The sequence below is a fragment of the Rhizobium sp. TH135 genome (genome assembly GCF_002855515.1).
Lineage (GTDB): Bacteria > Pseudomonadota > Alphaproteobacteria > Rhizobiales > Rhizobiaceae > Allorhizobium.
The window spans coordinates 57,153-75,836 of the sequence record NZ_PKRP01000007.1 but is presented as its reverse complement, the minus strand read 5'-3'; the positions used below and the strand labels follow the sequence as shown (position 1 = coordinate 75,836).

The 18,684-nt window shown below is 60.5% G+C and carries 20 protein-coding genes; 7 read left to right on the top strand and 13 right to left on the bottom strand.

The features are described 5' to 3' along the window. The first annotated feature begins 4 nt into the window (after positions 1-4). From C0V73_RS20120 to C0V73_RS20110, 3 genes are read left to right on the top strand one after another with little or no spacing between them, the layout of a single operon-like run. Positions 5-538 carry a TRAP transporter small permease gene (locus C0V73_RS20120; protein WP_102021806.1) on the top strand — a complete coding sequence of 178 codons (534 nt, stop codon included), beginning with the start codon at positions 5-7 and terminating at the stop codon, positions 536-538. Continuing rightward, positions 538-1,815, top strand: coding sequence for a TRAP transporter large permease subunit (locus tag C0V73_RS20115; RefSeq protein WP_102021805.1), 1,278 nt, complete (start codon positions 538-540; stop codon positions 1,813-1,815). The genes C0V73_RS20120 and C0V73_RS20115 overlap by 1 nt, the downstream gene beginning before the upstream one ends. Positions 1,816-1,861: 46 nt before the next feature. Next, positions 1,862-2,866 (top strand): TRAP transporter substrate-binding protein, encoded by a 1,005-nt coding sequence (locus tag C0V73_RS20110; protein ID WP_102021804.1) that lies wholly within the window; start codon positions 1,862-1,864, stop codon positions 2,864-2,866. A gap of 73 nt (positions 2,867-2,939) precedes the next feature. Here C0V73_RS20110 and C0V73_RS20105 read toward each other — a convergent pair whose 3' ends face one another. After that, positions 2,940-3,815, bottom strand: a complete 876-nt coding sequence (locus C0V73_RS20105) for a DMT family transporter (protein WP_102021986.1) — start codon at positions 3,813-3,815, stop codon at positions 2,940-2,942. Positions 3,816-4,191: 376 nt separating this feature from the next. Here C0V73_RS20105 and C0V73_RS23415 point away from each other — a divergent pair, with 376 nt between their 5' ends. Then, positions 4,192-4,326, top strand: coding sequence for a hypothetical protein (locus C0V73_RS23415; protein WP_280951016.1), 135 nt, complete (start codon positions 4,192-4,194; stop codon positions 4,324-4,326). A 59-nt stretch (positions 4,327-4,385) separates the two neighbouring features. Here the strand turns inward: C0V73_RS23415 and C0V73_RS20100 are convergent, their stop codons facing one another. The 7 genes from C0V73_RS20100 to C0V73_RS20070 are packed head-to-tail and all read right to left on the bottom strand — an operon-like array spanning position 4,386 to position 11,546. Beyond that, complete coding sequence (locus C0V73_RS20100; RefSeq protein ID WP_102021803.1) at positions 4,386-5,759, bottom strand: FGGY-family carbohydrate kinase; 1,374 nt, start codon at positions 5,757-5,759, stop codon at positions 4,386-4,388. After that, complete coding sequence (gene rhaM / locus C0V73_RS20095; protein WP_102021802.1) at positions 5,756-6,079, bottom strand: L-rhamnose mutarotase; 324 nt, start codon at positions 6,077-6,079, stop codon at positions 5,756-5,758. Before rhaM ends, C0V73_RS20100 begins: the two co-directional genes overlap by 4 nt. Then, positions 6,079-7,092, bottom strand: coding sequence for an ABC transporter permease (locus tag C0V73_RS20090; RefSeq protein WP_102021801.1), 1,014 nt, complete (start codon positions 7,090-7,092; stop codon positions 6,079-6,081). Before C0V73_RS20090 ends, rhaM begins: the two co-directional genes overlap by 1 nt. Further along, positions 7,089-8,081, bottom strand: coding sequence for an ABC transporter permease (locus C0V73_RS20085; RefSeq protein ID WP_102021800.1), 993 nt, complete (start codon positions 8,079-8,081; stop codon positions 7,089-7,091). The genes C0V73_RS20090 and C0V73_RS20085 overlap by 4 nt, the downstream gene beginning before the upstream one ends. Before the next feature lie 9 nt (positions 8,082-8,090). Further along, complete coding sequence (locus C0V73_RS20080) at positions 8,091-9,626, bottom strand: sugar ABC transporter ATP-binding protein (RefSeq protein WP_102021799.1); 1,536 nt, start codon at positions 9,624-9,626, stop codon at positions 8,091-8,093. A gap of 59 nt (positions 9,627-9,685) precedes the next feature. After that, positions 9,686-10,681, bottom strand: a complete 996-nt coding sequence (gene rhaS, locus C0V73_RS20075; protein WP_102021798.1) for a rhamnose ABC transporter substrate-binding protein — start codon at positions 10,679-10,681, stop codon at positions 9,686-9,688. Positions 10,682-10,733: 52 nt separating this feature from the next. Continuing rightward, positions 10,734-11,546: a DeoR/GlpR family DNA-binding transcription regulator gene (locus tag C0V73_RS20070; protein WP_102021797.1), complete on the bottom strand. Its 813-nt coding sequence runs from the start codon at positions 11,544-11,546 to the stop codon at positions 10,734-10,736. Positions 11,547-11,746: 200 nt separating this feature from the next. Between C0V73_RS20070 and C0V73_RS20065 the strand changes: the two genes are divergently transcribed. Further along, positions 11,747-13,843 carry a bifunctional rhamnulose-1-phosphate aldolase/short-chain dehydrogenase gene (locus C0V73_RS20065; RefSeq protein WP_102021796.1) on the top strand — a complete coding sequence of 699 codons (2,097 nt, stop codon included), beginning with the start codon at positions 11,747-11,749 and terminating at the stop codon, positions 13,841-13,843. A 39-nt stretch (positions 13,844-13,882) separates the two neighbouring features. On the opposite strand, the gene C0V73_RS20060 is transcribed toward C0V73_RS20065, so the two are convergent. Further along, positions 13,883-14,041 (bottom strand): YqaE/Pmp3 family membrane protein, encoded by a 159-nt coding sequence (locus C0V73_RS20060; RefSeq protein WP_006728180.1) that lies wholly within the window; start codon positions 14,039-14,041, stop codon positions 13,883-13,885. A 76-nt stretch (positions 14,042-14,117) separates the two neighbouring features. Between C0V73_RS20060 and rhaI the strand changes: the two genes are divergently transcribed. After that, complete coding sequence (gene rhaI / locus C0V73_RS20055) at positions 14,118-15,410, top strand: L-rhamnose catabolism isomerase (protein WP_102021795.1); 1,293 nt, start codon at positions 14,118-14,120, stop codon at positions 15,408-15,410. A gap of 85 nt (positions 15,411-15,495) precedes the next feature. Here the strand turns inward: rhaI and C0V73_RS20050 are convergent, their stop codons facing one another. The 4 genes from C0V73_RS20050 to C0V73_RS20035 form a co-directional block, all read right to left on the bottom strand. Beyond that, the gene (locus tag C0V73_RS20050; RefSeq protein WP_102021794.1) at positions 15,496-16,215 is read right to left on the bottom strand and encodes a Bax inhibitor-1/YccA family protein; all 720 of its coding nucleotides are present in this window, start codon (positions 16,213-16,215) and stop codon (positions 15,496-15,498) included. A 20-nt stretch (positions 16,216-16,235) separates the two neighbouring features. After that, a complete protein-coding gene (locus tag C0V73_RS20045; RefSeq protein WP_102021793.1) occupies positions 16,236-17,009 on the bottom strand; it encodes an anti-sigma factor in 774 nt (257 codons plus the stop codon). Further along, positions 16,996-17,541, bottom strand: coding sequence for a sigma-70 family RNA polymerase sigma factor (locus tag C0V73_RS20040; protein WP_102021792.1), 546 nt, complete (start codon positions 17,539-17,541; stop codon positions 16,996-16,998). Before C0V73_RS20040 ends, C0V73_RS20045 begins: the two co-directional genes overlap by 14 nt. 66 nt (positions 17,542-17,607) lie before the next feature. After that, the gene (locus C0V73_RS20035; RefSeq protein WP_102021791.1) at positions 17,608-18,246 is read right to left on the bottom strand and encodes an exopolysaccharide biosynthesis protein; all 639 of its coding nucleotides are present in this window, start codon (positions 18,244-18,246) and stop codon (positions 17,608-17,610) included. A gap of 192 nt (positions 18,247-18,438) precedes the next feature. Between C0V73_RS20035 and C0V73_RS20030 the strand changes: the two genes are divergently transcribed. After that, a complete protein-coding gene (locus C0V73_RS20030) occupies positions 18,439-18,618 on the top strand; it encodes a hypothetical protein (protein ID WP_102021790.1) in 180 nt (59 codons plus the stop codon). Positions 18,619-18,684 lie beyond the last annotated feature (66 nt).

Here is an 18,684-nt window from a genome sequence, read left to right as displayed (position 1 = left end):
GGGCATGTCCAAGGCGGTCAACCTGTTTTACCGATTTCTCGAATTGCTGCTGATCCTGCTGCTGAGCGGCATGGCGATCATGGTCTTCGTCAATGTCGTATTGCGCTATGCGTTCAACTCAGGCCTCACGGTCTCGGATGAAATGGCGCGCTATTTCTTCGTCTGGCTGACCTTCATCGGCGCCGTCGTCGGGTTTCGCGAGCATGGCCATCTCGGGGTGGAATCCCTCGTTGCGATGTTCGGGAAACGCGGCCGGGTCATCTGCATGATCCTGAGCAATATCCTTATCTTCGGCGTTTCATTGCTGTTCTTCTGGGGCACATGGAAGCAGTTGCCGATCAATGCCAGCATGAGTGCGCCGGTTACGGGGCTTTCCATGGGCTGGGTCTATGGCATCGGTTTCTTCACCGGCGCAGGCTGCGCTCTGATCGCACTCGAGCGTCTCTTCCGCCTGTTCACGGGGCGGGTCACCGACAGTGAAATCGCAGCTTTCGCCGGCGAACACCAAGGTGTCGAGAAGCTGGTGGAGCGCGCCTGATGACCCTTATCGTCTTTATCGTCTCGCTGCTCGGTTCCATGGCCATTGGCGTACCGGTGGCATTTTCGCTGATGTTCTGTGGCGTTGCCCTCATGTTTTACATGGGCATGTTCAACAGCCAGATCATCGCCCAGAACATGATCGCGGGCGCTGACACATTTACCTTGCTGGCGATCCCCTTCTTCGTTCTGGCCGGCGAGTTGATGAATTCCGGCGGCCTTTCCAAGCGCATCATCGAGTTCGCGATTGCCTGTGTCGGCCATATCAGGGGCGGCCTCGGCATTGTCGCCATCATGGCAGCCGTCATCATGGCCAGCATCTCCGGATCAGCCGCTGCCGATACGGCAGCGCTTGCCGCGATCCTCATTCCGATGATGGCAAAGGCGGGTTACAACGTGCCGCGATCCGCCGGGCTTATCGCCTCCGGGGGCATTATCGCCCCGGTCATCCCACCCTCCATGGCATTCATCGTCTTCGGCGTTGCTGCGAATGTCTCGATTACCCAGCTCTTCATGGCAGGGATCGTGCCTGGCATCTTGATGGGTCTCGCGCTTGTCGTGGCCTGGCAGATCGTGGTCCGCAAAGACAACGTCCAGCCTCTGCCCAAAGCCCCTGCCAAGGAGCGGCTGCGGGTTACTGGACGTGCTGCCTGGGCGCTTGGCATGCCCGTCATCATCCTCGGCGGCATCAAGGCTGGCGTGGTCACGCCCACGGAGGCCGCCGTCATTGCCGCTGCCTATGCCATGTTTGTGGGCATGGTGATCTATCGCGAACTGAAACCTAAGGATTTGCCGAAGGTCATCCTTCAAGCGGCCAAGACAACCTCGATCATCATGTTCCTGGTCTGCGCTGCTCTTGTCTCCGCCTGGCTGATTACCGCTGCCAACATTCCCGGCGAAATCACGGGTTACATCGAGCCCCTCATCGATCGCCCCATCTTGCTGATGTTCGTCATCATGCTGCTGGTGCTCGTCGTTGGAACAGCGCTGGACCTCACGCCAACCATCCTGATCCTGACCCCCGTCCTGATGCCGATCATCAAGCAGGCGGGCATCGATCCGGTGTATTTCGGCGTCATGTTCATCATGAACTGCTGCATCGGCTTGATCACCCCGCCGGTCGGCGTCGTGCTCAACGTCGTCAGTGGCGTCGGGCGTGTGCCGCTCGGGAAGGTGATTACGGGCGTCACGCCGTTCCTGTTGGCGCAGGTGCTAGTGCTCCTACTGCTCGTCTTGTTTCCCGACATCGTCATCGTGCCGGCCCAGTGGCTGCGGTGAAGACTGCGACTAAACCAACTCATTTCAATCCAAGGGAGGATACATCATGAGGAAAATACTACTCGCGACGACAGCAATGGCATTCGCCATCTCCGGAGCAGCTCCGGCATTTGCTGAATTCAACGAACGGACCATCCGCGTTTCGAACGGCATCAATGCTGACCATCCGGTCGGCAACGGCATCGAGGCCATGCAGAAGTGCCTGGACGACAAGTCCGGCGGCAAGCTGAAACTTCAGGCCTTCTGGGGCGGCGCGCTCGGCGGCGACCTTCAGGCCACGCAGGCCCTGCGCTCCGGCGTCCAGGAAGCCGTCGTCACGTCGTCCTCGCCGCTCGTCGGCATTGAGCCGGCACTCGGCGTCTTCGACCTTCCGTTCCTGTTCGGCTCGGCTGACGAAGCCTACAAGGTTCTCGACGGCAAGTTCGGCGAGATGATGAACGAGAAGCTCGCAGCCGTTGGCCTCGTCAATCTCGGCTATTGGGAGAACGGTTTCCGCAACCTCTCGAACTCGGTACGTCCGGTCACGAAGTGGGAGGACTTCGAGGGGATGAAGGTTCGCGTCATGCAGAACAACATCTTCCTCGACACCTTCCAGAACCTCGGCGCCAACGCAACGCCGATGGCTTTCGGTGAGGTGTTCTCGGCTCTCGAAACGAAGACGATCGACGCCCAGGAAAACCCCTATGTGACGATCGACACCTCGAAGTTCTTCGAAGTTCAGAAGTACGTCACCGAGACCAACCACGCCTATACGCCGTTCCTCTTCCTGTTCTCGAAGGCAATCTTCGATACCTACACACCGGAAGAGCAGGCAGCTCTGCGCGAATGCGCGACCGTCGGTCGTGATGTCGAGCGTTCGGTCATTGCCGATCTCAACAAGCAGTCGCTGGAGAAGATCAAGGCTGCCGGCCTGGAAGTGAACGTGCTGTCGCCGGAAGAGCAGCAGCGCATTCGTGAGAAGTCTGCCGTGGTCTATGAGAAGCACAAGGGCACCATCGGTGCCGACGTCGTAGACGCAATCATGGCGGAGCTCGCCGAACTCCGCAAATAACCTCCCTGGTCGTGGCCCTCAGGGGCCGCACCAGAAGAAGCCCGCAGCGGGAGACCGCTGCGGGCTTTTTGCATTACTCGGGAACGGATGGCAGGACCTTGTCCTGCTTTTTCAACTGCTGCTCGCGGAAGAAGATGAAAAGGCCCGAGCCGACGATCAGCGTTGCGCCGATGATCATCGGCATTCTCGGCACTTCATCGAAGAAGAAGTAACCGAAGACGACAGCCCAGAGGAGCAAGGTGTATTGCAGCGGCGCCACCGTCGCGGCGTCGGAGATCTTCAGGGCGCGGTTGACCAGCATATGGGCGCTCATGGCCACGATGCCGAGCAGTCCAAGTAGAAGGACCTCTGAAACGGAAGTGAGCGGCGTCCAGCCGAAGGGAGCTGCAACCAGGCCGACAACGGCGGCGCCACCGGTCTGGAACAGCACCAGCGTCTTGTCGGGCGTGCCTCTCAAGCTGCGTCCGGAAAGCATCATGAAGGCGAAGGCAGCGGTGCCGACGATCGAGATGAGTGCGGGAGCCGTAAACATCGCGCTTGAGGGCTCAAGCGTGATGATCACCCCGATGAAGCCCACGCCAATTGCGGTCCAGCGTCTCCAGCCAACCTTTTCTCCGAGCAGAAAGGGCGCGGCAGCTGCGACGTAGATAGGTGCGGCGAGCCAATAGGTCATGACATCCGCCAGCGGCAGGTACATTACTGCATAGTAGAAACAGAAGAGCTCGAGCGTCGACAAAACCACGCGTGTAAACTGCAACCACGGTCGTTCGGCCTCGACGATCGGCTTCAGGCCGGCGGCCCACAGGAAAGGGGCGAGGATCAGAAGTGCGGCAATGCTGCGGATCAGGATCACCTGGCCAAGGCCGTAATTCGCTACAAGCCATTTGCCCATGGCGTCGTTCATTGCAAAGAGCAGCATTCCGAGAAGCATGACCGCTGGTCCAGCCATGCCTGCGATGCCGGGCAATCTGCTGGAGGTGTTATCCGTTGCCTGCGTTGTCATGGTTCCTCCTCAAAAGACCATAGGATCGAATCTGCTCTGTCATGTTGTCTGACAATTCCGTATTCCTCATGTCCGATGGGGACCGTATTGGCAAGCCTTGTAAGGCCTCACCACGGGGCGGACAATCTAATGGGATATCGTGTCCAGGTGCCATGCGGATGGTGTCACTCGACATGGCCGTCTGAAATAGAGAGTCATTTTTCGAACCTCCCTATCTTTAGAATACCAATCTAGTCGTGATTATTGACCCGGGGCTGATTATGACGAAAATATGTCAATATCAGCCGGGGCCAATGAGTGGCTCCGTTCGTAGGAGACTGCCATGTCACATGCGATCGCGAAGCTTTTTGGTGAACCCAGGTCTTGGCGCTCGGCCGAGGCCTGCAGACAGCGGGTTGCTACGGCTGCCGCCATGCTGTCGATCGCTTTCCTCGCGGTGTTGATTGTCACGCTCTAAGCGTCACCGACGTGCTCTCGGCCTGAGAGAACAGGCGGCTGGCTAGCCAGCTGTAAGCCTCAATTCCTGCCCGATATCGCGTGCCATTCTCCGGCATATTCATCAAGGCCTTTTATGCAGCGCGTGATGCGCTGCATGGGTACATCGAGCTTGATCCCGCTGAGCAGAGCTGCGCCAATGGCTGTGCCGGTCGTTGCCTCGGAGGCGTAGACCGGGCGCTTCATCAGGGTGTGAAGGGCTTCGAGATAAAGCCGGTTTGCGGCGAAGGGGCCTTCGACCACGATTGGACCTTCAGAGGCGATCAGATCAAGGCATGTCTGCGTCATCATGGCTTCGTAGAGGCTGGCACTTGCCCGGCGCTCCGCAGCGAGGTGCGGTTCGGCCTGCCAGCGGGACCGTGAATCCGGGAAGGGGCCGGTGCCCATCACCACGCTGGGCAGGATCATCGCGCGAGCCTTGATCACCGCAGAGGCTGCGTCGAGTTCCTCTTGTTCGGCAACGGGTGCGAGATCGCGGGTGAGGAGGTCCCATTCCCGACCGCCCATGAACCGGGCTGAGGGAACGGCGGCACCATTCGCATCGACATTGACCAGCGTGTCGCGGGAGGGATCGAGCCGTTGCGGCTTTGCGCCGACGGCGAAACTGATGACCCAGGTGCCGGTGGAGACGACTGTGCAGGGGCTGCCGAAACCGACGAGGTGTGGCAGCAGCGAAGCGTTGGAATCGTGGATGCCGCAATAGACCGGGACAGGGGACAATAGGCCTATCTCAGCAGCGATTTCTGGTCTGATGGGGCCGAGTGCATCGAAGGCGGATCGCAAAGGCGCCATCTGCTCGCGGATTTCCAGAGAGTCGACCAGATCCGAATATCGCTCCTCGAAGGGGAGCCAAAGATCCGTGTGGCAGCCGAGCGATGTGCGCTCGTTGGCGGCTATCCCGGTCAGCCGGTGCGCCCAGTATTGCGGATAGGTGAGGATGGTCGCGACCTTGCTGAAGAGCTCGGGGAAGGCCGTCTTCTGATAATGCAGTTGCGCGCCGAGGTTCAGTCCACCTGTGAGGCAGGGTGAGAAGGTCTGCGAGAAGTCCGGTCTCAGCCTCTGATAGGCGTCGACTATGGCGTCGGGATAAAGATGCTCGTAGTCGAGGACCGGCATCGCCAGATGACCCTGGTTATCGAGCAGCGCGGCCGACGCGCCATGGGTGGTGATCGACAGGGCATCAAAGCCGGGGCCGGCTGCGAAGTGCTTCAAGGTTGCCAGCAGGAAGCGCCAGAGGGCCTCGACGTCGAAATGTGGGTAGGGTGGGCCCTGCAGAACGCTGTTTGCGGTCTTGCGAACCGCAATCTCCGCGCCAGTTTTTGCGTCGACAAGAACCACCTTGGCGTTGGTCTTGCCAATGTCGATCACGGCTATGCGTTGGAAGGATCCTGTCATGGCATGTGGAAGACGGGCTTCAGATCGACGGCCCAGGGGGAGTTGTCAGGATTCGTTGCCATGATGTCGGCCATATGCGCCCACCACCGTTTCATGACGGGGCGAGAGGGCAGGTCCGCCATACCATGGATCTTGGTGCGGGTGAGCACCCCAATCAGCAGGTTGGTCTCCGCATCGAGATGGATCGTATAGTCGCTGACGCCGGCTTCGTGAAGCAGGTCAACGAGTTCCGGCCAGATCTCGTCATGGCGCTTGCGGTATTCCGCTTCCATGCCCGGATTGAGCTTCATCTTGAAGACGTGGCGTTCGGTCTCGCTCATCAGGCGTTCCTCGCATGCTTGATGCGCCGCGCGACGATTGGGAGCGCGATGGTGATGATCAGGAGCAGGCCAATGAAGATCGACATGACGATGCCGGGCACGTTGAGGAGGCCCAGGCCGAATGTGACGAGGCCCATGACAAAGGCTGCGATGACGACGCCGGCAATCGTGCCGGAACCGCCGAGGATGGAGACACCGCCAAGCACGACCATGGTGACGACTTCGAGTTCCCACCCTTGAGCGATCGAGGGGCGGGTCGAGCCGAGGCGGGAGGTGAGGCAGACCGCTGCGATGCCGCTCATCAAGCCGGTCAGCAGGAAGAGGATGAATTTCACGCGTTCGACCGGGATGCCGGAGAAGCGGGCCGCCAGCGGATTGTTGCCGATGACATAGACATGGCGGCCGAAATTGGTCCGGTGCAGGAGGATGGCGAAGAGCAGTGCCATGACCAGGAAGAGCACGAATTCGAAGGAGATCACCCAGAAGACGTAGCCCTGGCCGAAGAAAGCGAAGTCCGCGGGATATTTGCCGAAAGCCTGGTCACCTAGGACGAGATAGGAGATGCCGCGGAAGAGGCTCATCGTGCCGATGGTCACGACGATCGAGGGCAGCTTCAGGCCGGCGACCAGTAGGCCGTTGAAGGCGCCACAGGCAAGGCCGGTCGAGATGCCGATTGCCACGAGACCAGGGGCGCCTATGCCGTACTGCGCGGCATAACCCATGGCGGTCGAGGCGAGTGCGATGATGGCGGCCACGGAGAGGTCGATCTCGCCAGCGATGATCAGGAGCGCCATGGCAAAGGCGATCAAAGCCTTTTCCGTGAAGTTGAAGGTGGCGTCCGACAGGTTCCAGGCATTCAGGAAGTAGGGCGAGGCCAGCGAGTTCGCGATGAAGATCAGAACCGCGACGGCAAAGAGGAGAACCTCCCAGCTACCGAGCAGGCGTCGGAAGGGTGTCTGCAGGCGGTCGGGAATCACGCGGGGGCTGTTCATCTGTTCGTTTGCGGTGTTCATGCCGTCGCCTCCTTTCCTGCTGCGCGATCGCGCAGGATGATACGGCCCTTCTTGCGCTCGGCGCGGGCGTTGAAGACAACCGCGAGCACGATGACGATGCCGGAGATTGCCATCTGGGCAAAGGGCGAGATGCCGATGACCGGGAGCGCGTTCTTGATGACGCCGAGGAAGAGGGCACCGAGGACCGTTCCGATCACCGTGCCGATGCCGCCCGCAATCGAGATGCCGCCGATGACGCAGGCAGCGACGCTGTCGAGTTCGAAGCCAGCTGCGATGTCCACATAGGCGACGGCGTAGCGCGAGACCCAGAGATAGCCCGCGAGGCCGGCAAGCGCGCCCGAGAGCACGAAGGCGAGGAAACGAGCGCGACCGACATCAATGCCGGCATAGATGGCGGCGACCGGATTGCCACCGGCAGCGTAGGCCGAGCGACCGAAGGGGGTACGGGCGAGGATGAAGCCGATCAGCAGGATGACTGCGATCGCGACCCAGGAGAGGATCGGCAAACCCAGCACCGGCAGGCGCGGCACGCCCAGAAAGTCCGGCTGCATCTGATGCGCATTCACCCAGGCGCCGCCCGAGAGCACGAAGCTCATGCCGCGATAGATGGTGAGCGTGCCGAGTGTCACGACGATCGGCGGGATCTGCAGGGCCCAGACGAGGAAACCGTTGATCGCGCCGAGTGCTGCGCCGATGCCGATTGCAACAAGCACGAGGAGGGCGAGTGGCAGGCCCGGATAGGCGCTGTCGAGAATTGCGACCGCCATGCCGGTAAACGCGAGATTGGCGGCGACCGACAGGTCGATCGACTTGGTCAGGATCACGACCATCTGGCCGAGTGCCAGGATGATCAGGATCGAGGTGTCGTTGAAGATGTTCGCCAGGTTTTCAGGCGAGGCGAAATTGGGTGCGCGCGTGGTGAAGCTCAGGATCATGCCGATGATGATCAGGCCCAGCAGCATTTCCCGGTTCTTGAAGAGGTTCTGCATTGTCATTCCTCACGCATTGCCGGTTGCGGCGCGCACGAGCGTCTCGGCCGTCAGGCCTTCGCGCTCGAAGATGCCGGCCTGCAGGCCCTCGCGCATGACCATGACACGGTCCGACATGCCGAGGATTTCGGCCAGTTCCGACGAGATCATGATGATCGAGAGGCCTTCGGAGGCAAGCTCGGAGATGAAGCCGTGGACGGCGGCCTTGGAGCCGATGTCGATGCCTTTGGTCGGTTCATCGAGAATGATGACCTTGGGCGAGGTGGCGAGCCACTTGCCGATCACGACCTTCTGCTGGTTGCCGCCGGACAGCGTGCCGACCGGAACCGACAGAGCGGCTGCCCGCAGGTCGAGCCGTTCGGCGAAGCGGCGCGCCAGCTTCAATTCGTTGGCCGCCTTCAGGAAACCTGAGACGGAGGTCCGGATCAGGGACGGCAGGGACATGTTCTGGTAGATCGGCAGTTCGAGCGCCAAACCATGGCGGCCACGTTCCTCTGGCACGTAGACGATGCCGGCGGTGATCGCGTCCGCGGTGTCTCGGATGGTTATGTCCTTGCCATCAAGCTGGAGTGCACCGGATTTCGGGCGGGTGATGCCGAAGATCGATTGGCAGAGTTCGGAGCGGCCGGCACCGATCAGGCCGTAGACGCCGAGGATCTCGCCTTTGCGCAGATCGAAACTGATGTCGCGGAATTCGGTTTCGTGGCTGTAGCCTCGGACGCTCAGGACCGGCGCGCCGATGACGGCTTCGACCTTCGGGAAGACATCGTGCACGTCGCGGCCGACCATCTGCCGTACGATCTCGTCCTGAGGCGTGTCCTTGAGAACGCCGGAGCCGACCATGCGGCCATCGCGGAAGACGGCATAGTTGTCGGCGATCTCGTAGAGTTCGTCGAACTTGTGGCTGATGAAGAGGATCGCTTTGCCCTGACGCTTCAGGCCCTCGACGATGCGGAAGAGATCGTCGATCTCCTTGCGGGAAAGGGCGGCTGTGGGCTCGTCCATGATGACGATGCGCGCGTCGACCGATAACGCCCTGGCAATGGCCACGAGGTGGCGCTGAGCGATCGAAAAGTCCTTGAGTTTCGTCGTCGGATCGATGTCGCTTTCCAGCGCCTCCATGAGGTCGCGGGAGCGTTCGTTGATGGTGCGCCAGTCGATCAGGCCGAAGCGCGTGCGAGGTGCGTGGCCTAGAAAGATGTTCTCACCGACGGTCAACTCATCGAAAAGCACTGTCTCCTGATGGATGGCTGTCACACCTGCGTCGATCGCCTCTTGGGCGTTGGAGAAGGTGGTCGGCTTGCCGTCGATCAGGATCTCGCCCTCGTTCGGGCGATAGATGCCGGTGAGGATCTTGACCAGTGTCGACTTGCCGGCACCGTTCTCGCCGATCAGCGCGGTGACTTTACCCGGATAGAGGGCGATATCGACCCGATCCAGGGCCTTTACGCCCGGGAAGATCTGGGAAATGCCCCGCATTTCGAGAATGGGCTCGCCAGCCGGGATCGCGCCCGCCGCGAGCTTGGCAGATTGAACGGTCATCATGTGCTTACCGAATGAGTGAAATCCCGGCGGCTTGAGCCGCCGGGTCTGGTCCGCCGAGATCAGAAGATCTTGGAGAATTCCTCGATGTTCGAGGCGTCGTAGACGAAGGGATCGGCCATGGCGGCTTCGCCACCGTCACCAACCTTGATCTTGCCCATGCGGCCGGCTTCGATTTCCGAACCCGGAGCCGCATCGGTTTCGCCCTTGGCGAGACGATAGGCGATCTGGGTGGCGGAGTAGCCGAGGTCGATCGGGTTCCAGATGGCGAATTCCTTCGTGGCGCCCGACTGGATGGCGCCCGCCATTTCGGAGGGGAGGCCGAGGCCGGTAACATAGACGTCGCCGATCTTGCCGGCATCCTTGACGGCTTGCGAGGCGGCGAGAACGCCAACGGTGGTCGGAGCAACGATGACCTTGACGTTGGTCTGTGAGGTCAGGAGGCCGTTTGCTTCGCGGTAGCTCTTGTCGGCGAGGTCGTCACCGTAAACGGTAGTCACGAGGTTCAGGCCAGGGAAGTCCTTCAGCTGTGCCTTCATTTCCTCGATCCAGATGTTCTGATTCGTGGAGGTGGTGGTCGCCGAGAGGATTGCAAAGTCACCCTTGCCATCAGGCAGGTGGTTGGCGGCGAGCTGCAGGCACATCTTGCCAATCAGCGCGTTGGACGACGGGTTCAAGTGCATGATGCGGCCTTCAGGCGCTACGCCGGAATCCCACGAGATGACCTTGATGCCGCGGTCCATAGCCTTCTTGAGGGCCGGGACGACTGCGTCCGGGTCGTTTGCCGAGATCGCGATGGCATCGACGCCCTGGGCGATCAGCGAGTTGATGACTTCGATCTGGCCTTCAGCCGTCGTCGATGTCGGGCCGGTGTAGATCACTTCAACGCCACCCAGTTCCTTGGCTGCTTCCTGTGCACCCTTGTTGGCGGCTTCAAAGAAGCCGATGCCGAGCGACTTGACCACAAGTGCGATCTTCATGTCGGCTGCCTGTGCGGCAGAGCCCATGGTGGCGAGTGCAATGGCTGCACCGGCCAGCAAGATTTTCGTCAGTTTCATGTTTTCCTCCCAGGTTGATGAACTGCTTACCCCTTCCTCCCGGCCGCTTCCTCTAGGCGACCGATGAGGTATCCTCCCTTGCCGATGAAGCCATGGGCTTCACGGTCATGAGCCTTACGCCGGCGTCGGTGACCATGGCGGCCGCCTCGTCGGAAATTCCATCGTCGGTGATGATCGTCGAGACCGTGTCGAGCGAGCATAGGATCAGGCTCGAGCGCTTGGCGAACTTGCTGGAGTCGACCATGACGATCAGCTCTTCGGCCTGTCGAACCAGCTTCTGTTCGCTCTGGATGACCAGTGCATCCGATTCCATCACGCCGAGTGCATTGATGCCCTGCGCGCCAATGAAGATGCGGCGGGCATAGAAGTTGCGGATCGCATCATTCTCGAAAGGCGAGAGGATCAGGCTCTGGTCGCGATAGATCGCGCCGCCCGGAACCGAGACCGTGCATTTCGAATGCTTCACCAGATGTTCCGCGATCGCGAAAGAGTTGGTCATCACCTGCAGGCGGCGGGCCGACATGAAATGCACCATCTGGAAGGTGGTGGTGCCACCGTTAATGATGATCGAATCACCTTCTTCGCAGAGATCGACGGCTGCGCGCGCAATTGCGCGTTTCTTGTCGATATTGACCGATTCGGAAACGCGGAACGGGCGTGCTGCGAGATTTCCAAGCTGCGGCGGGTGCACGGCTTCTGCGCCGCCACGGACGCGTCTCAGCTTTCCCTGCACATGAAGAGACGCGATATCCCGGCGGATCGTGGCTTCTGAAGCCTCGGTCAGCTCGGCAATGTCCTGCACCGTGATCACAGGCTTCTCCTGGATCGCGCTCAGAATAATGCGATGGCGTTCGCGTTCGTGCATGGGGTCCTCCTGACGGTGATTTATTCGCAATGTTTTTATGCTGTCAATCAGAAACGATCAAAAATAATAATACCGCAGCGCACAATGAAAAGAAATGATCGAAACTGATTGACAATCGGTCGAGGGCTGCGCGATATCTGCGAACAAGATGGAGATGAACCGGCATTGCCGGCTCATGAGATAATTGCAGGGAGGATGTCATGACGGGCCAAACCCGCCTTCTCGAAAATCGTTGGGATGATGCTTATGCCGCCACGCTCGATGAGCCCGGCAAGCTTCTGTATCGATCCAACCTGCTGGGTGCCGACAAGCGCATCACCAATTACGGGGGCGGCAACACCTCTGCCAAGGTGATGGAAATCGATCCGCTGACGGGGCAAACGGTCAAGGTTCTCTGGGTCAAGGGATCCGGCGGCGACGTCGGCACGATCAAGCTCGATGGTTTCGCGACGCTTTACCAGGACAAGCTGGAAGCGTTGAAGGGCATCTACAAGGGGGTGCACGACGAAGACCGGATGGTCGGTTTCCTGCCGCATTGCACTTTCAACCTCAATCCACGCGCAGCATCCATCGATACGCCGCTGCATGGTTTCGTGCCGTTCACGCATGTCGATCACATGCATCCGGACGCGATCATCGCGATTGCAGCCTCGAAGAATTCGAAGGAATTGACGCAGAAGGTCTTTGGCTCGGAGATCGGCTGGCTGCCCTGGCGCCGTCCGGGTTTCCAGCTCGGCCTCGACCTTGAAGCCTTCGTAAAGGCCAACCCGACCGCCAAGGGCGTCGTTCTTGAAAGCCATGGCCTGTTCACCTGGGCCGATGATGCCAAGGATTGCTACCTGCTGACGCTTGAGATCATCAACAAGGCGATCGAGTGGTTTGCCAAGGAAACCGAGGGCAAGACGATCTTCGGCGGTGCAGTGTCGAAGAGCCTGCCGGCAGAGGAACGCCGCGCGATTGCCGCGCGCCTGATGCCGGAGATCCGCGGCCGTATCGGCAAGGGCGAGCGCAAGCTCGGCCATTTCGACGATCAGGATGCCGTGCTTGAATTTGTCAATTCCAGCCATCTGCAGCCGCTCGGCGCGCTGGGCACATCCTGCCCTGACCATTTCCTGCGCACCAAGATCCGACCGCTGATCGTCGATTTCGATCCGGCAAAGCCGGATGTCGATGCAGTTCTTGCAGGTCTAGACAAGGCGCTCGAAGCGTATCGCGCCGACTACACCCGCTATTACGAGACCTGCAAACACGACAATTCGCCTGCGATCCGCGATCCGAACCCGGTCATCTTCCTGGTTCCCGGTGTTGGCATGCTGTCCTTTGCCAAGGACAAGGCGACGGCCCGCATTGCTGGTGAGTTCTATGTGAATGCGATCAACGTGATGCGTGGTGCCTCGACGGTCTCTGAGTATCAGGGGCTGCCTGAGCAGGAAGCCTTCGACATCGAATACTGGCTGCTCGAAGAAGCAAAGCTGCAGCGCATGCCGAAGCCGAAGAGCCTCGCGGGCCGTGTTGCCTTCGTCACCGGTGGTGCCGGTGGTATTGGCCGGGCAACGGCAGACCGTCTGATGGCGGAGGGCGCCTGCGTGGTTCTGGCCGATATCGATGCGGCAGCACTCGACCAGACAGTCGCGGATTTCTCCAAGCGGCATGGTGCGGATGTTGTGCGCTCGGCACAGCTCGACGTGACCCGCGAGGACGCGGTTATCCGGGCCTTTGCAGAGGCCTGTGTGGAATTCGGCGGTGTCGACATTCTCGTGTCGAATGCCGGGATCGCCTCGTCGGCGCCGGTCGAAGACACGACGCTTGCGATGTGGGACAAGAACATCAGCATCCTGGCCACCGGGTATTTCCTCGTGTCGCGCGAAGCCTTCCGTCTGTTCCGGCGTCAGAACCTCGGTGGCAACGTTGTCTTCGTTGCCTCGAAGAATGGTCTTGCCTCATCGCCGAACGCTTCCGCCTATTGCACCGCAAAGGCAGCCGAGATCCATCTCGCCCGCTGCTTGGCGCTTGAAGGCGCAGATGCCGGCATCCGGGTGAACACGGTCAATCCGGATGCGGTTCTGCGCGGGTCGAAGATCTGGAATGGCGAATGGCGCGAGCAGCGTGCGGCCTCCTCGAAGATCGAAGTTACCGATCTTGAGGAGCACTACCGTAACCGCTCGATGCTGAAGCTGAATGTCTTCCCGGAAGACATTGCGGAGGCGATCTACTTCCTCGCCTCCGATCTCTCGGCGAAATCCACCGGCAACATCATCAATGTCGATGCCGGCAATGCGCAGAGCTTCCCGCGCTGATCTCCCAAGCCGTCGCGGCGCATGCGCCGCGGCGGGATCCTACTTGCGGATGATCACCCAGATGGCATGGATGATGCCCGGGATATAGCCGAAGAGCGTGAGCAGGATGTTCAGCCAGAAATGCAGGCCAATGCCGACCTGGAGGAAAACGCCGAGTGGCGGCAGGAGGATGGCAAGCAGAATGCGAAGAACGTCCATGATGGCTCCGATTTTCATTTGAGACTGCAGATAAACGCGCTTCGATGACAATCGTTCGCGCGAGGTGGAGGAAAGAATGAGCGAAATCCGAATTCCCGTCGATATCGTCGCGGCGGAAAACGAGCGGCGCGAGGCGGCTCACCGCAGCGACTTTCAGGCGCTGGGCGAGAAACTCGCGCGCAACTCCATCGATATCGAGAGCGTGACCGCGAAGGTCGCGGATTTCTTTGTCGCCGTACCCTCCTGGGGCGTCGGTACCGGCGGCACGCGTTTTGCCCGCTTTCCGGGACAGGGAGAACCGCGGCACATCTTCGACAAGCTCGATGATTGCGGCGTCATCCAGCAGTTGACGCGGGCGACGCCGACCGTCTCGCTGCATATCCCCTGGGACAAGGCGGATCCGAAGGAGCTGAAGGCCAAGGCGAATGCTTTGGGACTGGGCTTTGATGCGATGAATTCGAACACCTTCTCCGACAGCCCTGACCAGCCGCATTCCTACAAATATGGTTCCCTCAGCCACGTTGACGCTGCGACCCGCCGTCAGGCCGTCGAGCACAACATCGAATGCATCGAACTGGGTGCCGCACTCGGCTCCAAGGCGCTGACGGTCTGGATCGGTGATGGATCCAACTTCCCCGGGCAGAGCAACTTCACCCGCCAGTTCGAGCGTTATCTCGACGCGATGCGCGACATCTACAAGGCACTTCCGGACGACTGGCGATTGTTCTCCGAACACAAGATGTACGAGCCGGCCTTCTATTCGACCGTGGTGCAGGACTGGGGCACGAACTATCTTATCGCGCAGACGCTGGGAGAGAAGGCCCATTGCCTGGTCGACCTCGGGCATCATGCGCCAAACACCAATATCGAGATGATCGTTGCGCGGCTTATCCAGTTCGGCAAGCTCGGTGGCTTCCACTTCAACGACTCGAAGTATGGCGATGACGATCTGGATGCCGGGTCGGTCGAACCCTACCGTCTGTTCCTCGTCTTCAACGAGTTGGTCGATGCGGAGCATCGGGGTGTGAAGGGTTTCCACCCAGCGCATATGATCGACCAAAGCCACAACGTGACAGACCCGATCGAGAGCCTGATTTCCAGCGCCAACGAGATCCGCCGTGCCTATGCGCAGGCGCTTCTGGTCGATCGCGCAGCGCTTGAGGGCTACCAGACCGATAACGACGCGCTGATGGCATCCGAAACACTGAAGCGGGCTTATCGCACCGATGTCGAGCCAATCCTCGCCGAGGCAAGACGGAGGTCCGGCGGGGCGATCGATCCGGTCGCGACCTACCGGGCCAGCGGCTACCGGGGCCGTGTTGCGGCCGAGCGTCCGGCGGTCAAGGGCGGCTCCGGCGGTATCGTCTGAACTGGATCTCATTCTCATCTCGTGAAAACGCCCGGGCAAAACCCGGGCGTTTCTTGTTGAAGCGTTCTCCCGACGCGTTTTTATCTTATTCTTCGCGCTGGCCAGTGAGGCTCAGCAGCAGCTGAAACAGGTTGACGAAGTTGAGGTAGAGCGACAGGGCGCCGAAGACGGCGAGCTTCTGCTGGCTCTCCTGGTCGTAGTTTTCGGCATACTGTTCCTTGATGTTCTGCGTGTCCCAGGCGGTCAGGCCGACGAAGACGACAACGCCGATGACCGAGATCGCGAACTGCAGGGCGCTCGAGCCGAGGAAGATGTTGACGATCGAGGCGATGACGACACCGATCAGACCCATCATCAGGAACGAGCCGAACTTCGACAGGTCACGCTTGGTCGTGTAGCCGTAGAGGCTCATCGCACCGAACATGGTCGCGGTGATGAAGAAGGTACGTGCGATCGAGGTTCCGGTGAAGACCAGGAAGACCGAGGCCAGCGACAGACCCATCACGGCTGCGAAGGCCCAGAAGGCCATTTGCGCGGTTGCGGCCGACATCGCGTGGATGCGGAACGAGAAGAAGAAGACGAAGGCGAGTGGTGCCAGCATCACGACCCACTTCAGCGGGGTGGAGAAGATCGGCACGTAGAGCGCCGGCGTCTGGCTAACCACGAAGGCGACGATGCCGGTGATGACCAGACCGAGGCCCATGTAGTTGTAGACGCGCAGCATATGCTTGCGCAGACCTTCGTCGAAGATTGCTGCGGACTGGGCCTGAGCGCCGTAGCCGAAGCGGTTCTGGATAGGATCCATAGTCAGTTACCTCCTTGGGATCAGTAAAGGGTACGGGCAAGCTTGCGGGCCTGTTCGGCCAGCTCGTCCGCATTTTCGGATTCGGAGATCAGCGCGTAGGCAACCTCGCCGATCTGCCAGTAGGCGGCGTTGGTCTGGCCTTCCTGCTTCAGCAGCACCTGCTGAACAGAGAAATTGCCAGGCCGGACGGCGAAGAGGGACAGCCTCTCGCCGGATTGGGGCTCCACTTCGAGCTCGACGCTCGGGCCGTAGGTGGAGGGGAAAACCTGTGCGTCGCGCACGGACCATTCTGCCGGCATCGTGGGCAGCACGATCGCTGTCGCCGAACGGATCTCAGCCGGGTCAAAACGGCTCACTTCCGTCTGGGACGACATCTGCTCGCGCAGCTCTGCCGTCTGATGGGCGCGCATGGCTTCCTCGACGAATTGCGGCGGCGGCACGGAGGCCACCACTTCGCCGATGCTGCCGGGCGCGATCCAGGCATGGGCAATCCAGCCGGCGCCGATTAACAGCGCAACCGACGCTGCGCGCCGCATCACGTCGAAGGTGCGAGGGCGGTTCAAGGCGCTTTCCAGGACCCGTGCTGCCTCGCGTGTCTCCTGACGGACGCCTGTCGGCATGCCGGCCAGCGCCAGCCGCAACTCATCGCGCACCCGCAGATCCGCCATCACCTTGGCGGCAATCGTCGGGTTCTCCGACAGATAGGCCTCAACCTCGATACGGCGGCCGACATCCAGCTGGTCGTCGACATAGGCGTGCAAGTCAGCCTCGATCACGGGATCATTGCTGGTCATCGGGGTTTCCTCCAACGATTCTGAGGTGTGGCACAGCGCTCGTCTCTTCGCCGCCTTCCATCGCCCGAAGACGGGCGCGGGCGCGAGAGACGCGGGACATCAGTGTGCCTACGGGAATGTTCAGGACATCGGCGGCCTCCTGATAGGAGAGCTCCTCGATGGCCACGAGATGCAAGGCTTCGCGCTGGTCTTCCGGCAAGGACAGAAAGGCGTCCCGCACCTGGGCGAGCCTCACCGAATGTTCCTGTCCTGCCGGTGCTACCGTTTCGGACAGTTCCATGGCTGCGTTGTGACGGCGATTGGCCGCACGGTTGCGGCGGAGCCGGTCGATATGGGTGTTGTGCAGGATCGACATCAGCCAGTTGCGGATGCTGCCGCTGCTGCGAAACGTCGACTTGCGCTCCAGCGCGCGGACAAGAGCATCATGGACGAGGTCTTCGGCCTCGTCGGGATTCCTGACGAGCGAACGGGCGTAGCGTCGCAGGGCTGCGAGCTGGCCAATCACATTGAACGGGTTCGAGTTCGTCGTCATGCCCCAGTATACGGAGCTGAACGTGATCCTATTCCACCATCAGCCAAAAATATTTCGGATATGGTTTCAGGGGCCGATTGCCCACCCCAAGCCACGGGCTGCGGCATAGACCAGACCACCGGATGCGCCGAGTGCGATTACGCCCATGGCAACACCGAGGATCGCGACAAGTCCGTCACGCTCCATGAGGCCAAGTGCGATCATGACCAATGCCGCCACGGGCAGGAAATTGCCAAAGGGGATAGGCAGAGCCACCGCGATGGCGAGGAGCAACACGGGCACACCGAGGAAGGCCTGTGCGCGAGGACCCGCGAGATGGCGCATGCGGTTCTTGCGCAGCAGCGTTTCCACGCGGGCGACCAAAGGGGCGGTGTATCGGACCATCACGTCGATCACGCCGCTGGAGACCTGACGGCGGCCGAGGAATTTTGGCAACCAGATGCGGCGAAAGCCGGCAATGATCTGGATCGAGACAATGGCCAGACAGCTGCCGAAGACCATACCGAAGGGGCCGGGGATCGGGGTGAGGGCCGGCAGAGACAGGATGAGGATTGCAAATGCAATGCTGCTGCGGCCCATGGCCGACATCAGCTCGTCCAGGCTCACCGATCCCGCTTCTGCCGCATGGGCCTGAAGGCGGGCAAGCCTTCTGGATGCCACCCCGCCCTCGGGAGCCGCGCTGTCTGGTGGCTCTGAACTGTTCATCGTCTTATGTATCTCCTGGCGTTTGAGGAGATGTAGGAGAGCTTTGTCGCGACACAAGGCCGGTCTGGATTGCTGCGCCATATCTCCGAGCATCCGCAACGGTCTCTACGGATTTCCAGAGCTCACGTCGGATTGTCTGGAACCTCGCTGGGTCGCCGGCTGTTTCTTGTGCCCATACACAGGAGACTTGCGATGACCGATCACGCTGATACAGCCGACAAGCAACAGACCGAAAAGGGCAAAACAACTGCAGACGAGATGCCTGCGGCGGGGCCGCACGACAAGCCGGAATTGCAGGATCCGATGAAGACGCCGGGAACGGGCTCTCTGCCGAAGGTCGGATCTCAAGGATCGGATGTCGGGCCGGACTGAGCATCCGGTCTCTAAAATGGCAAAGGCCGGCGAAAACGCCGGCCTTTTCTCATTGTTCGCGAAGCA